Annotated in this window: 12 protein-coding genes; 7 read left to right on the plus strand and 5 right to left on the minus strand. The window is 74.4% G+C overall.

Annotation, left to right across the window (positions count from 1 at the left end; translation table 11 throughout):
- The first annotated feature begins 158 nt into the window (after positions 1-158).
- The 4 genes from SCAB_RS08370 to SCAB_RS08385 all read left to right on the plus strand — a co-directional run bounded on the left by SCAB_RS08370 (position 159) and on the right by SCAB_RS08385 (position 5,371).
- Complete coding sequence (locus tag SCAB_RS08370; protein ID WP_049875667.1) at positions 159-1,256, plus strand: ADP-ribosylglycohydrolase family protein; 1,098 nt, start codon at positions 159-161, stop codon at positions 1,254-1,256.
- A 64-nt stretch (positions 1,257-1,320) separates the two neighbouring features.
- Positions 1,321-1,812 carry an NUDIX domain-containing protein gene (locus SCAB_RS08375; protein ID WP_012999626.1) on the plus strand — a complete coding sequence of 164 codons (492 nt, stop codon included), beginning with the start codon at positions 1,321-1,323 and terminating at the stop codon, positions 1,810-1,812.
- A gap of 458 nt (positions 1,813-2,270) precedes the next feature.
- Complete coding sequence (locus tag SCAB_RS08380; RefSeq protein WP_041668968.1) at positions 2,271-4,571, plus strand: protein kinase domain-containing protein; 2,301 nt, start codon at positions 2,271-2,273, stop codon at positions 4,569-4,571.
- Between the two features lie 65 nt (positions 4,572-4,636).
- The gene (locus SCAB_RS08385) at positions 4,637-5,371 is read left to right on the plus strand and encodes an SIR2 family NAD-dependent protein deacylase (RefSeq protein WP_012999628.1); all 735 of its coding nucleotides are present in this window, start codon (positions 4,637-4,639) and stop codon (positions 5,369-5,371) included.
- Positions 5,372-5,392: 21 nt separating this feature from the next.
- Here SCAB_RS08385 and SCAB_RS08390 read toward each other — a convergent pair whose 3' ends face one another.
- Positions 5,393-6,181, minus strand: a complete 789-nt coding sequence (locus SCAB_RS08390) for a class I SAM-dependent methyltransferase (protein ID WP_012999629.1) — start codon at positions 6,179-6,181, stop codon at positions 5,393-5,395.
- A 235-nt stretch (positions 6,182-6,416) separates the two neighbouring features.
- Between SCAB_RS08390 and SCAB_RS08395 the strand changes: the two genes are divergently transcribed.
- Together SCAB_RS08395 and SCAB_RS08400 are read left to right on the plus strand one after the other, a co-directional pair.
- Positions 6,417-7,676 carry a sensor histidine kinase gene (locus SCAB_RS08395; RefSeq protein WP_012999630.1) on the plus strand — a complete coding sequence of 420 codons (1,260 nt, stop codon included), beginning with the start codon at positions 6,417-6,419 and terminating at the stop codon, positions 7,674-7,676.
- On the plus strand, positions 7,673-8,446 hold the full coding sequence (locus SCAB_RS08400) for a response regulator (protein ID WP_049875668.1): 774 nt from the start codon (positions 7,673-7,675) through the stop codon (positions 8,444-8,446). The genes SCAB_RS08395 and SCAB_RS08400 overlap by 4 nt, the downstream gene beginning before the upstream one ends.
- A gap of 57 nt (positions 8,447-8,503) precedes the next feature.
- Here the strand turns inward: SCAB_RS08400 and SCAB_RS08405 are convergent, their stop codons facing one another.
- From SCAB_RS08405 to SCAB_RS08415, 3 genes are all read right to left on the minus strand, one after another.
- The gene (locus SCAB_RS08405; protein WP_012999632.1) at positions 8,504-9,004 is read right to left on the minus strand and encodes a methylated-DNA--[protein]-cysteine S-methyltransferase; all 501 of its coding nucleotides are present in this window, start codon (positions 9,002-9,004) and stop codon (positions 8,504-8,506) included.
- A gap of 37 nt (positions 9,005-9,041) precedes the next feature.
- Complete coding sequence (locus SCAB_RS08410; protein ID WP_041668969.1) at positions 9,042-10,526, minus strand: AlkA N-terminal domain-containing protein; 1,485 nt, start codon at positions 10,524-10,526, stop codon at positions 9,042-9,044.
- A gap of 180 nt (positions 10,527-10,706) precedes the next feature.
- Positions 10,707-12,656 (minus strand): heavy metal translocating P-type ATPase, encoded by a 1,950-nt coding sequence (locus tag SCAB_RS08415; RefSeq protein WP_012999634.1) that lies wholly within the window; start codon positions 12,654-12,656, stop codon positions 10,707-10,709.
- A gap of 57 nt (positions 12,657-12,713) precedes the next feature.
- Here SCAB_RS08415 and SCAB_RS08420 point away from each other — a divergent pair, with 57 nt between their 5' ends.
- Positions 12,714-13,082 carry an ArsR/SmtB family transcription factor gene (locus SCAB_RS08420; RefSeq protein ID WP_012999635.1) on the plus strand — a complete coding sequence of 123 codons (369 nt, stop codon included), beginning with the start codon at positions 12,714-12,716 and terminating at the stop codon, positions 13,080-13,082.
- 5 nt (positions 13,083-13,087) lie between these two features.
- Here the strand turns inward: SCAB_RS08420 and SCAB_RS08425 are convergent, their stop codons facing one another.
- On the minus strand, positions 13,088-13,993 hold the full coding sequence (locus SCAB_RS08425) for a hypothetical protein (protein ID WP_012999636.1): 906 nt from the start codon (positions 13,991-13,993) through the stop codon (positions 13,088-13,090).
- Positions 13,994-14,113 lie beyond the last annotated feature (120 nt).

Consider the following 14,113-nt stretch of genomic DNA (forward strand, 5'->3'; position numbering starts at 1 on the left):
GCCACCTTGCGTTCCCCTCGCTCATCGGGCCTTGCGCACGTCAAGGCAGTCGCGCCGCTGCGACCCTAACCGTCCGGGCCCCCGTACGTCATGCCCCGTCCCGCCCACCGAACACCGCCCTGCGCGCCGACGGGGCCGCGAGCGGGTAGACCTGGAACATGACGCCCACGAGCCCCGCGACCCGCACACCCCCGGTGGGGGCCGAACTCGGCGACCGTGTCCTCGGGGGCTGGCTGGGCCGGATCGCGGGGAACATGCTGGGCAAGCCGGTCGAGCAGGGAGATGTGTGGACGCGGGAGCGCATCGACCGCTATCTGCGCGAGGCCGACGCCCTCCCGCTCACCGACTACCTTCCCGAACCGGCCACCGAGCGTGACCGGCGCGCGCTGCGGCCGGAGTGGCGCGACTGCGTGCGGGGCCGGATCCGCGGCAGCTGCCGGGACGACGACGTCGACTACGCGATCCTCGGGCTGCACCTGCTGGAGACGCACGGCTTCGGCTTCAGCACCGAGCAGGTCGGCGACCTGTGGCTGCTGCGGCTGCCGTATCTGCAGACGTTCACGGCGGAGCGGGCGGCGTACCGCAACCTCGCCCGGGGACTGAAGCCGCCGCTGACCGCGACGTACGACAACCCGTACCAGGAGTGGATCGGCGCCCTCATCCGTGCCGACGTGCACGGCTGGACGCGCCCCGGCCGGCCCCGGGACGCGGCCTCGCTGGCCCGGCGTGACGCGGTGCTCTCGCACACCGGCAACGGGGTGTACGGCGCCATGTGGGCGGCCGCCCTGATCGCGGCGGCGTTCGCGGCGCCGGATGTGCGGGCGGCCGTGGACGAGGCGCTGGCGGTGATCCCGGCGGGCAGCCGGCTCGCCCGGACCGTGCGCCGGGTCGTCGCCCTGCACGACGCCGGGCTGGGCTGGGAGGACACGCTGGCGACGACGGGCGAGGAGACGGCGGGGCTCGGCTGGATCCACGTCGTGCCGAACGCGGCGGTGCTGACCGCCGGGCTGCTGTACGGCGGGGGCGACTTCACCCGGACGATCGCGCTGACCGTCCGCGGCGGCCTGGACACGGACTCGAACGGGGCCACCGCCGGTTCGGTGGCGGGTGTGCTGTGCGGGGCGGCGGCGATCCCCGACCGGTGGAAGGACCCGCTGGAGGACACCGTACGCAGTGCCGTGTTCGGCTTCGACGGGGTGCGCATCAGTGAACTCGCGGAGCGCACGGTGCGGCTGGCCCGGTCCGCCGGCCCCTGAGCGCGGGGGCCGTCCGCCCCCGAGCGCCGATTTCCGGCCCCGGGGTGCCGTCTACCCTGCCCGGATGAGCACTTCGGACTACGCCGCGTACATCGCGAGCCTGCCCCGTGTCCTGGCCGGCGCCGCCGCCCTCTTCCGGGACGACGAGGGGCGGGTCCTCCTCGTCGAGCCCAACTACCGCGAGGGCTGGGCGCTTCCCGGCGGGACGATCGAGTCGGACGACGGGGAGACCCCGAGGCGGGGCGCGCGGCGCGAGACGCTGGAGGAGATCGGGCTGGACGTCGAGCCGGGGCGGCTTCTCGCCGTGGACTGGGTACAGGGGGTGGGGCGGCCGCCGTTGGTGGCGTACGTGTACGACGGCGGGGTGCTCGGCGAGGAGGACCTGCAGCGGATCCGTCTGCAGGAGGAGGAGCTGCTGTCGTGGCGGCTCGTCCCGCGCGCCGACCTCGGCGCGCACCTCCCGGGGGCGCTCGGCACGCGGGTCCTCGCGGCCCTCGACGCGCTCGCGGACGGGTCGGGTCCGGTCGAGTTGGAGAACGGCCGCCGGGTCGGCTGAACCGACGAGGATCAGCCACGGGGGCACTGTCCTGTCGTTGACAGGAGTCACCTGACTTCGGGTCAACTGCCCTTGTACGGAACGTGAGAAGAATGAACCGGACACTTAATAGAAGTTTGAAGCTCTGGCTGAAAACGCTGCCCGTGCGTCACTCCAGCATCTAGGCTGACACCAACCCCGTCCGAGCGATCGCGCCCCGTGCCCCGCTCCGGAACCGGGGCAGCACTCGGGACACCCGTGACCGGCGGCCCGGGCGCGGGCCGTGGCTCCGGGAGATCCGGAGCACCTGGGGGAACGGTCACCGGGAGCCGCCCGGACCAGTCGGTCTCCCCCCACCCGCGGGCCGATTGTCGCCCGTCCTCACCGAACAGGCAGCTGAGGTCATGGAACCACTGGGCTCAGACGATCCCGAGGAGCTAGGTCCGTACCGTCTCGTGGCGCGGCTCGGCGCGGGAGGGATGGGACGGGTCTATCTGGCGCGTTCTCCCGAGGGGCGGACCGTCGCGGTCAAGGCGATCCGTCCGGAGCTGATGGGGGACAAGAACTTCCGTGTCCGCTTCCGCCGGGAGGTGGAGGCCGCCGGAGCCGTGGGCGGCAGGTACACCGCGCCCGTCGTGGACGCCGACCCGGACGGACCCGTGCCGTGGCTGGCCACGGACTACATCGCCGGTCCCACCCTGGCCGAGGCGGTCGCCGCGCACGGCCCGCTGCCGGTGGAGTCGGTGCTCGTGCTCGGCGCCGGAATCGCCGAGGCGCTGATCTCGGTGCAGGCCGCCGGTCTGGTGCACCGGGACCTGAAGCCGTCCAACGTGCTGCTCGCCGCCGACGGTCCGCGGGTCATCGACTTCGGTATCGTCCGGGCGAGCGACGGCTACGACCTCACCCGCTCGGGCGCCCTCTTCGGGTCCTTCGAGTACATGTGCCCCGAGCAGGCGACCGGCGAGCCGCTGGGCCCCGAGGGGGACGTCTTCTCCCTGGGCTCGGTGCTCACGTTCGCCGCGGCCGGACACGCGCCGTTCAGCGGCACCGCGGCCGCCACGCTCCTCTACCAGGTCGTGCACACCGCCCCCGATCTGACGGGGGTCCCCGAGCCCCTGGACCGGATCATCAACCTCTGTCTCACCAAGGACCCCCGGCTGCGGATCACCCCGGACAAGCTGGCGGCGGCCTGCGCGCCCGGAGGCGTGGAGCAACTGGCCGAGAACGGCTGGCTGCCCGCCTCGGTGGCCTCCTCGATCGCGCTGCGCGCGGCGGCGGTACGGACCCTGGACACCACGCCGTACGCCGAGGTCGTGTTCCCCTCCGCCGGGAGCGGCCCCGAGCCGGACGTGTACGCCGCGCGGCGGAGCGGGGCCGCGTACGACTTCGAGCGGGACGAGGAGGCCGGTGCCGCCGGGAGCCCGTCGGCGCCGGACCCGGCCCGCCCGTACGACGGCTCCGGGCTGCCGGGCGGGTCCGCGCGGGAGACCTCGCCCGGCGGCAGCGGCGAGGCGCGGTCGGGGGCCGAGGACCGCACCGGCGCGGCGCCCCTCTCCCCTCCCGGAGGGCCGGAGCCGTACCGTGCCCCCGGCCATCGCCGCGCGGTGTCGCGGCCCGGCATGTCCCGGCGTACGGTCCTGAGCCTGTCGGCCGGCTCCGCCGCCGCCGCGGCCGTCGGCGCCGCCCTGGTGCTCGGCCGGCCGGACGAGCCGGCCGCCCGCTCCACGAAACCCGCCGGCCCGGCCCCGAAGCCGCTGTGGACCTACCGGGGCGGCCCGATGCTCCAGGCACCCGCCGTCTTCCACGAGGGCACGGCCCTGGTGAAGACCCGCCCTGGTGACCTGGTCTGCCTCGACCTCAAGGACGGGACCCGGCCCAAGTGGGTCTACGAGGGCATCAGCCAGTCGCCGACGCCCACCGTGCTGGCCTTCGACTCCGCGATCGCGCTCGGCGAGGGGGCGACGGTGATCGGGGTGGACCCGGCCGACGGAACGGAACGTTTCACCATCGACTTCGGGCCGGACAACCGCTTCGACACGCTGCTCGGCGCCACCGCCGACCGGTGGGTCTCCGTGACCGGTGTCCGGCTCAGACGGGAGTCCGCGCGGCAGGGCGTCGCGACGTCCACGGACACGGTGTTCGGCGTCGACCTCGCGGGCCGCCGCGCGGAGGTCATCCCCATCAGCCCGGAGGACGTCGGCGTCCGGCTGGCGCCGGTCATCCTGCCCGGGTTCTTCGTCTACGCCGACGGCCTGCGCAATGTCACCGTCCGGAGCACCGACAGCTCCGGCGTGCTGTGGCGGCACCCCGTCGGCTACGACCTGCGGCCCGGCCTGGCCGTCCTCGACCGCACCGTGTTCGCCATCAGCCGGCACCTGGAGGCGCTGAACCTCGCCACCGGCAAGGTCCGCTGGCGGGTGAAGCCCGAACGCGGCATGTTCGCCTCCCTCGGCGGCTACGGCAACACGATCTACGTCACCGGCACCGACCCGGCCGGGGTGTACGCCTTCAACGCCGGTACCGGCGCCCGCCGTTGGTTCTGCCCGACGCCCCGCCTCAACATCGACCAGCCGGTCACCGCGGGCCCCGACGCCGTCTACGTCCCGGCCTACCAGAACCGGGACGGCATCTACGCCATAGGCGCCGCCAAGGGCCGGCTCCTGTGGAACTTCACCGACGGCGTGGAGACCGGCGTCAACGACTGGCAGCTCGCCTGCGACCACAGCGGCGTCCTGGTCGCCCAGCACTACGACCGCACCTACGGCCTGCCGGCTCCCTGACCCCGCCCGCACCGCGGCCCGGTTATCCGTTCGCCCCGGCCGCGCGCCCGGCCTACCCTCGCCCCATGGACAAGCCCCTCGTCGCCATCCTCAGCGGCGCCGGCATCAGCACCGACTCCGGCATCCCCGACTACCGGGGCCCGAACGGGCTGTGGCGGCGGGACCCGGAGGCCGAGAAGCTGGTGACGTACGCGTACTACATGGGCGATCCGGAGATCCGGCGGCGCGCGTGGCAGATGCGGCGGCAGAACCGGACGCTGAAGGCGGAGCCGAACGTGGCCCACCGTGCGGTGACCGAACTGGAGCGGTCCGGGGTGCCGGTGCGGGTGATCACGCAGAACGTGGACGGACTGCACCAGCTCGCCGGGATGCCCGCCCGCAAGGTCCTCGAACTCCACGGCAGCGCACGGTCCGTGGTGTGCGTGGCGTGCCGCGCCCGTACGCCGATGGAGGACGCTCTCGCCCGCGTCGAGGCAGGCGAGGACGATCCGCCGTGCCTGGAGTGCGGGGGCGTCCTGAAGTCGGCCACCGTCATGTTCGGCGAGCGCCTCGACCCGGTGGTGCTCGGCGAGGCGGTCTCCCTCACCAAGGCCAGCCAGGTCTTCATCGCCGTCGGCACCAGCCTCGAGGTCCAGCCGGCGGCCGGGCTCGCCGGAGTGGCCGCCGACCACGGGGCACGCCTGATCATCGTCAACGCCGATCCGACCCCGTACGACGAGCGGGCCGACGAGGTCGTGCGGGAGCCGATCGGGACGGCGCTGCCGGCGCTGTTGCGGGGGCTCGGGGCCGCGAGCGGCTGACCGGGCCGCCGGCCCCGCGCTTCAGGGGGCGGCGGGGTGGGTGATGCGGAGCTTGGACTGGCCGTGCGGCAGTTTCTCCCAGTCGTCCATGAAGCGGGCCCGCAGTCCGTGCTTCTCCGCCAGGGCGACGAGCGTCTCGGTGCGGTAGTAGAAGTCCTCCCGCAGCACGTGGTGTTCCGTGCCCTCGGTGCGGTCGAAGGTGAAGTCGAACCAGCCCCGCGGGGTCAGCACCCGGCCGACGTGGGACAGGCACTCCTCGATGACGTGGAGCGGCGAGTGCGAGAACACGCTGTGCGCGTGCACGACGTCGAAGTGGGCGTCGGGCAGGAACTTCAGCGTCAGGTCGCGTACGGGGGTCAGAGTGGGCAGGCGTGACTGCAGTCCCATCTCGACGATGGTGTCCTGGGCGGCGGCGAGGATGTCGGGCGAGATGTCGAGGCCGTAGTAGTGCCCGGGTTCCAGGTGCCGGATGAACCGCCAGCCGCCGCGCAGGTTGCCGCAGCCGATCTCCAGCATGCGGTGCTCGGGACGCAGACCGTGGCCGAGCAGATAGTCGAACTGCAGGGCGCCGAGGGCCAGCCATCTCTCCCGGCTGCGGCTGCCGACCGCCGCGTCCGGGTCGGCACGGGTGTCGGAGCGCATCACCGCGCGGTAGTAGTCGATGTGGTCCGGGTGGCGGTGGCGCAGCCACATGTCGCGGGTCACCCGGACGACGTGGCGGGGCACGCGGCCGGGGTGGCGCAGGGCGTAGCCGACGCGGTGGCCGAGGGCGGCCCGGTTGACGGTGAGGTTCTTCTCGGTCGGTGGCACGGGGCTTCCTTCCCTGGGGACTCGGGGGGGGCGCGTCCCGAGTGGTTCGGGTCGTGCTGTCAGCCTCGGGGCGGCGGCGGGGTGTCCGGTTCGGCCGACCGGCTCCGGTCCGCGCGCGGATCGGGCGATCCTCGTGTCAGCCGATCGGTTGATGCGGCCGGGAGCCGGTCACGTTAGACACGGGAGGGCGGGCTGTGAAGTACCCGGGGAGCACGACAAGAGAGCCGGTGGGGCGATGAGTTGGCCGAAGTACGAGCGCACGGACCCGGACGGCCGCTGGCTGGCCGCCGTCGTGCACGCCGCGTTCTTCCTGCTGCTGTGCTCCTCCTTCGCCCGGTTCCTGACGCGTGACCAGGGCGGTGCGCGCACCGGCTGGGTGATCGCCCTGTTCGCGGTGTTCGGGCTGCTGTACGCCCTCGGGCAGCTGCTGGCGCCCGCTCCGCCGCCCGGCGGCCGTCCCTCCACCCGGCATCTGACCTGGCTGGGGTCGGTGACGGCGGTCTGGGTCGTCCTGCTCGCGCTGGCGCCGAGTGCCACCTGGTGTGCGATGCCGCTGCTGTTCGCCGGGTTCCACACGCTGCCGCCGCGGATGGCCGTACCTCTGGCGGTCCTGGTGACCACGCTGGTCGTCGCCGCCGAGATACGGGTGTCCGAGGGCACCATCAACCCCAACATGGTCGCGGCGCCGCCGGCCGTCGCGGCGGTCGCCACCGCCGTCTTCGTCCACTTGCGGCGCCAGGCGGCCCGGCAGCGCGTCCTCATCGGCGACCTGGTCCGCACCCGCCGGGATCTCGCGGCCACGGAACGCCGGGCGGGCGTCCTCGCGGAGCGGCAGCGGCTGGCCACGGAGATCCACGACACCCTCGCGCAGGGGCTGTCCAGCCAGCGGATGCTGCTCCAGGCCGCCGAACGCGTCTGGGCCACGGACCCGGACGCGGCCCGTGCGCACATCGCGCGGGCGGCCGAGATCACCTCCCACAGCCTGGCCGAGGCACGCCGCTTCGTGCACGACCTGGCTCCGGCCGATCTCGTGGAGCGCTCGCTGCCGGCCGCGCTCGGCGCGCTCGCCGAGCGGGAGAGCGGGCCGGGCCTGACGGTGGAGTTCCGCCTCGACGGCCGCCTCGGCACGCTGCCCGAGCGCGCCGAGGCGGCCCTGCTGCGCATCGCCCAGGGAGCCCTGGCCAACGTGCGCGAACACGCCGCCGCGACCCGGGCCGCACTGACCCTGACCTGCCTCGACGACCAGGTCTCGCTGGACATCGCCGACAACGGGCGGGGCTTCGACGCGGACCGCCCGGCGGCCGCGGAGGCGGGCCGCGCCGGGGCGGCGGCCGGGCGGGAGCGCGGTCACGGGCTGCCGGCCATGCGGGTGCGGGCACGGCAGTCGGGCGGCACCCTGACCGTGGAGTCCACGCCGGGCGAGGGCACGGTGGTGTCGGCGGCCCTTCCCCGTACGCCGGTCGTCGTCGGCGCCGCCGGGGAGGGCGTGCGATGAGCGGGCCGGTGTCCTCGGGGCGGGCCGGGCCGCCGCCCGTCGCTCGGCCGCCGGTGCGGCTGCTGCTGTGCGACGACCACGCCGTCGTGCGCGCCGGGCTGAAGGCGCTGCTGTCCAGCGCCGACGGCATCGAGGTGGTCGGCGAGGCGGGCACCGGCGAGGAGGCGCTCGCTCTGGCCGCCCGCCTGCGCCCCGACGTGGTCCTGATGGACCTGCAGCTCGGCGACGGTGTGGACGGGGTGACGGCCACCCGGCGGCTGACGGCGCGCCCGGCAGGCACGGAGAGTCGCGGCACGGAGAGTCGCGGCACGGAGGGTCACGGCACGGAGGGTCACGGCACGGAGGGTCACGGCACGGAGGGTTCCGCCGCACCGGCGCCCCGCGTGCTCGTGCTGACCATGTTCGACACCGACGCCGACATCAGCCGGGCGATCGAGGCGGGCGCCACCGGCTACCTCCTCAAGGCCGAGCGGCCCGAGGAACTGTTCGCGGCGATCCGCGACGCCGCGTCCGGCCGCACCACGCTGTCGGCACCGGTCGCCGACCGGCTGATGGCCCAACTGCGCAGCCCCCGCCCCGCGTTGTCGGAGCGCGAGCACGAGATCCTGGGGCAGCTGGCCCGGGGTCTGGGCAACCGGGAGATAGCGCGGGCCCTCTTCATCAGCGAGGCCACCGTCAAGACCCACCTCGGCCGCATCTACGCCAAGCTGGGCGTGGAGACGCGGGCGGGCGCGGTGGCCGTGGCGAAGGAGCGCCGGCTGCTGTCGTGACCGGCGCCCGCGACGCTGCCGGGCCCCCGCGCCCGGGGCCCGGCGCCGGGACTCGGCCTAGAAGAGGGCCGCTCCCCGCTCGAAGTCCAGCAGGCGGCGCTTGCGCTCGACGCCGCCGCCGTAGCCGGTGAGGCTGCCGTCGGAGCCGACCACGCGATGGCAGGGGACGATGATGCTGACGGGGTTGCGGCCGTTGGCCAGCCCGACCGCGCGGGACGCCTTGGGGTTGCCGAGGGCGTCGGCGAGATCGCCGTACGAGCGGGTCTCGCCGAACGGGATCGCCGCGAGCTGTTCCCAGACCAGTTGCTGGAACGGGGTTCCGTGCAGCCGGAGTTCGAGGCTGAACTCCCGCAGCTCGCCCGCGAAGTACGCCTTCAGCTGCTCCTCGGCCCCGGCGAAGAGCGAGTCGTCCCGTGCGCCGAAGTTCTCCTCCGGCGGCCTGTGCCGCTGCTCGACCATGTAGAGGCCGCACAGCACGCCGTCGTCGGCGACGAGGGTGAGGGGGCCGTAGGGACTGTCGACGACCGTGTGCCGCTTCTGCGACGCCTGGTGCTTCATGAGTGATCCTCGAGAGATGCGTGCGCCCGGAACGGGCTCAGACGGGAAGGTAGTTGATGGGATGGCTGTCCGTCGCCCACAGGTACTGCACGGCGTACGCCCGCCACGGCCGCCAGGCCGCCGCACGGGCCGTGAGCGCCGCCGGGGTGGAGGGCAGACCCAGCTCCCGGGCGGCGCGCCGGATTCCGAGGTCGCCGGGGAGGAAGGCGTCGGGGTCGCCGAGGGCACGCATGGCGATGACCTCGACGGTCCAGGGTCCGAAGCCGGGGAGGGCGAGCAGCCGGGCACGGGTCTCGGCCCAGTCGCTGTCGAGACCCAGATGCAGCTCGCCGTCGACGAGGCGGCGTACGAGGGTGGTGAAGGTGGTCCGGCGGGTGCCGGGCATCGCGAGGGCCTCGGGGTCGACGGCCGCCAGCGCCTCGGGGGACGGGAAGAGGTGGGTGAGACCGCCTTCGGGGTCGTCGACCGGTTCACCGTGGGCGAGGACCAGCCGGGCCGCGTGCGTCCGGGCCGCCGCCGTGGACACCTGCTGCCCGAGCACCGCCCGTACGGCGAACTCGGCCTCGTCGACGGTACGCGGCACCCGGCGCCCCGGCGCCTTGTCCACCAGCGGCGCGAGCACGGGGTCGGTGCGCAGCTGCTCGTCCACGGCGACCGGGTCGGCGTCCAGGTCCAGCATCCGGCGGCAGCGGCTGATGGCGACGGGCAGGTCCCGCAGATCGCCGAGGGTGAGCCGGCAGGCGATGTGGTCGGGCCGTGGCGCGAGGCCCACGATGCCGTGGCCGTACGGCAGCCGGAGCGTGCGCCGGTACGCGCCGTCGCGCCACTCCTCCACCCCCGGGACGGCGGTCGCGGCGAGGTGGCCGAAGAGGTTGTCGGGGTTGAGCGGGGCCCGGAACGGCAGCCGCAGGCTCAGCGCGCCGGACGTGCCGGGAGAGTCGGAGCGCTGCCGGGCCGAGCGGGTGGCGCGCTCGCGCAGTTCGCTCGGCGACAGCGCGAAGACCTCCCGGACGGTGTCGTTGAACGTGCGGATCGACGCGAACCCGGCGGCGAACGCGATCTCCGCCATCGGCAGCGCGGTCGTCTCGATCAGCAGCCGGGCGGTCTGCGCCCGCTGCGCCCGGGCGAGCGCCAGCGGACCGGCGCCCAGCTCGGCCAGCAGCTGCCGCTCGACCTGCCGGGCGCTGTACCCGAGGCGCCGGGCCAGCCCCGGCACACCCTCCCGGTCCACCACCCCGTCCCCCACCAGGCGCATCGCCCGGGCCACGAGGTCCGCCCGCTGGTCCCACTCCGGTGATCCGGGGCTCGTGTCGGGCCGGCACCGCTTGCAGGCCCGGAACCCGGCCTGCTGACAGGCCGCCGCGCTCGGGTAGAACGTCATGTTCTCCGCCTTCGGCGGCACCACCGGGCAGCTGGGGCGGCAGTAGATCCGTGTGGTCAGCACGGCCGTGAAGAACCACCCGTCGAACCGCGCGTCCTTCGACCGCACGGCCCGCACACACCGCTCCGTGTCTCTGTGCATCCCGTTCCGCATGACACCAGCATCGGGGAGGACGGGGGGTGAGGGCTGGCGAGAATCCGACATCGAGGTGGGAGCGACCTGCGGAGCCCTCGGTTCCCCTCCCCCGCGCGCGGCCCCGTCAGGCCCCGTCAGACCCTTCGGGTCCCGTCCTGCCCGGCACGGGTCCCGCTCAGGCCCTGCTCAGGCCCGCGTGGCCCGGCGCCACGCCGACTCCCTCAGCAGCCGCAGCCCGTTCAGCCCCACCAGCACCGTGGACCCCTCGTGCCCGGCCACCCCGAGGGGCAACGGCAGATGACCCGCGAGGTCCCACACCACCAGGACCGCGATGCACACCCCGGCGATCACCAGGTTCTGCACCACCAGCCGCCGGGCGGCCCGCGACAACCTCACCACCGCCGGGATCGCGCTCAGCTCGTCGCGCACCACCACCGCGTCCGCGGTCTCCAGCGCGAGATCGGAGCCGGCGCGCCCCATCGCCACCCCGGAGTGCGCGGCGGCGAGCGCGGGCGCGTCGTTGACGCCGTCCCCGACGAACAGCACCTTCCTGCCCCCGTCCTGGAGCTCCCGCACCGCCGCCACCTTGTCCTGCGGCAGCAGCCCGGCCCGTACGTCGGCGATACCGGTGTCCGCTGCCACCCGGGCCGCGGCACGGGCGTTGTCCCCGGTGAGCAGGACCGGGGACCCCCCGGTGAGGGCGGTGAGCGCGGCCACCGCGCCGGGTGCGTCGGACCGTGGCCGGTCGTTCAGGGTGAGCGTCCCGACGGCCTCCCCGTCCCGGGTGACGACGACGGTCGTCCCCTCGGCGGACTCACCGTCGAGCGCGCCCTCGCCCTCCCCCGGCCGTCCCACCGTCACCGCACGCCCCCCGACACGCGCCCGCACGCCCCGCCCGGGCAGCGCGGCGAAGTCCTCGGCGGCGGCGAGACGCAGCCCGCGGGCCCCGGCGGCGGCGACCACCGCACGGGCCAGCGGGTGCTCACTGGGGTGCTCGGCGGCCGCGGCCAGCGCCAGCAGACCGTCCTCGTCGAGCCCGGAACCCGGCAGCGGCCGTACGGCCGTGATCTCGGGCGTGCCCTCGGTGAGGGTGCCGGTCTTGTCGAGGGCGGCCACGTCGATCTCGCCCAGCCGCTCCATGGCGACGGCGGACTTGACCAGGACACCGTGGCGGCCCGCGTTGGCGATGGCGGAGAGCAGCGGCGGCATGGTGGCGAGCACGACCGCGCACGGCGAGGCGACGATCATGAAGGTCATGGCGCGCAGCAGCGCGGCGGTGAGGTCCTCGCCCAGGGCCAGCGGGACGCCGAAGACGGCGAGGGTGGCGACGACGATGCCGACGGCGTAGCGCTGTTCGACCTTCTCGATGAACAGCTGGGTGGGCGCCTTGGTGCGGGACGCCTCCTCGACGAGGGTCACGATGCGGGCGATCACGGAGTCGGCCGGGTCCCGTTCGACGCGGACGCGCAGGGCTCCCGTGCCGTTGAGGGTGCCGGCGAAGACCTCGTCGCCCGGGGCCTTGGGGACGGGCAGCGGCTCGCCGGTGATGGTGGCCTGGTCGGCCTCGCTCTCCCCTTCCAGGACCCGCCCGTCGGCGCCGACGCGCTCGCCGGGGCGGACCAGCACGACGTCACCGACGGCGAGCCGGTCGGTCGGCACGGTCTCCTCGGCGGAGCCGTCCGCCGGCAGCCGCGTGGCCGTGGTGGGCGCGAGGTCGAGCAGCCCCCGTACGGAGTCCGCGGTGCGGGCGGTGGCCAGGGCCTCCAGGGCGCCGGAGGTGGCGAAGATGACGATCAGCAGACCGCCGTCGAGGACCTGGCCGATCGCGGCCGCCCCCAGCGCCGCGACGATCATCAGCAGGTCGACGTCGAGACTCTTCTCCCGCAGGGCCCGCAGCCCTTCGAGGGCGGGCTCCCAGCCGCCGGCCGCGTACGCGACCGCGTAGAGCGGGCCGTACAGCCAGGCGGAGGCGCCGGCGAGATCCAGGGGGAACGCGAGCAGGAAGGCGACGGTCGAGGCGAGCGCCCAGCGGGCCTCGGGCAGGGCGAGGAGGCGGGTACGGCGGCGGGGGGCCGTCGGCGCGGACGCGCGAGGGACGGGTGACGGGGCGAGGGTGGCAGACACGCGCCACACCATACAGGAACACATGAAGACTCATTCATGCCTTCATGTGTGGTGGGTAAGATACGGGCCATGGGTCATGGAGCCGTCACCTCAGCGCAGGACGCCACCCCTCGCGTGCGCCTCGACGCGGGCAACGTCGCCAAGGTGGCCACCACCCTCCAGGCCCTGTCCACCCCGTCCCGTCTGCTGATCCTGGCCCGGCTGCGCGAAGGCCCGCTCCCGGCGACCGAGTTGGCCGCCGAGGTCGGGATGGAACAGTCCGCCTGCTCCCACCAGCTGCGTCTGCTGCGCAACCTCGGCCTGGTCGTGGGAGAGCGGCAGGGCCGTTCGGTGGTGTACGCGCTGCACGACCACCATGTCGCCGAACTGCTGGACCAGGCCGTCTTCCATGTCGAGCACCTGAGGCTCGGACTCAGCGACGCGCCGGACGGGGACTGAGGCGCTCACGCCGAGGGCAGCGCCGGCAGGGTCACGGCCGGCACACCGCCGAGGAGACCCCCGACCAGGCCGCCGACCAGGCCGAGGACCGGCTGCAGCAGGCCGGTGACGACACCGAGGACCGGGGCGAGCAGACCGGTCACGGCCCCCAGGACCGCGCCCAGGTCGAGCGAGGTCAGCGCCTTGAGCAGGGTGTCGACGGCGGACTGGAGCGTGGCCAGGAGATCGGTGACCGGGTCGGCCGCCGCGGCGGCACGGTCGGTGCCGGCCGGTTGCGCCGCCCGCAGCTTCTGCAGCCGCTGCTGCACGGTGGTGTGGGCGGTCCGCAGGGCCGCGGCGTGCCGGGCCGCCTCGCTCTTGTCGAGCCGGCCGGTGTCCAGCTCGGCGATCGTGGTCAGCTCGCCCAGCAGCGGGGCGAGGACATCGTCCCGGTCCATGCGGTCGAGCAGGTCCAGCTGGTCGAGCAGCACGTCCGGGTCGGCGGCGGCCCCCACGGCCGGGTCCGTCACCGTCCCGGTCCCGGTCTCGGTGACCGTCTCCGTCTCGGTGACCGTCTCGGTCTCGGTCTCGGTCGCCGTGGCCGCGTCCATGTCGGCCTCGATGTCGGTCAGCAGTCCGTCCGTGTCGAGGTCGAGCCGGGCGAGCAGCGCGTCCACCTCGGCCAGCTCCTGGGCGACGAGGGCGTCCGCGTCGGCCTCCTCCTTCGCCAGGAGGGCGTCGATCTCCGCGTCCAACGCGTCGAAGAGCGCGTCCAGATCGGGTTCGGGGACCGCGGCGGTCCGCGTCGAGGCACGGTCCGAGGCGGTGCGGCCCGCGTCGACGGCCGCGGTGGCGGTGCCGACCGGACCGAGGACCAGTGCCCCGCAGACCAGGGGCGACAGGAGGAGACCACGGGAGACGAGGGCGCGCATGCACGTTCCTTTCGAAGCTGCTGTCCGTTGCGCTCACCGTGGAAGGCGGCGGGAACCGCCGCAACCGAGCACGGCACCGGACCCAGCCGTGTCAATCTGCCACGCCGACAAGCCTGACCT

Origin of the sequence: Streptomyces scabiei 87.22, assembly GCF_000091305.1 — a bacterium.
GTDB lineage: Bacteria > Actinomycetota > Actinomycetes > Streptomycetales > Streptomycetaceae > Streptomyces > Streptomyces scabiei.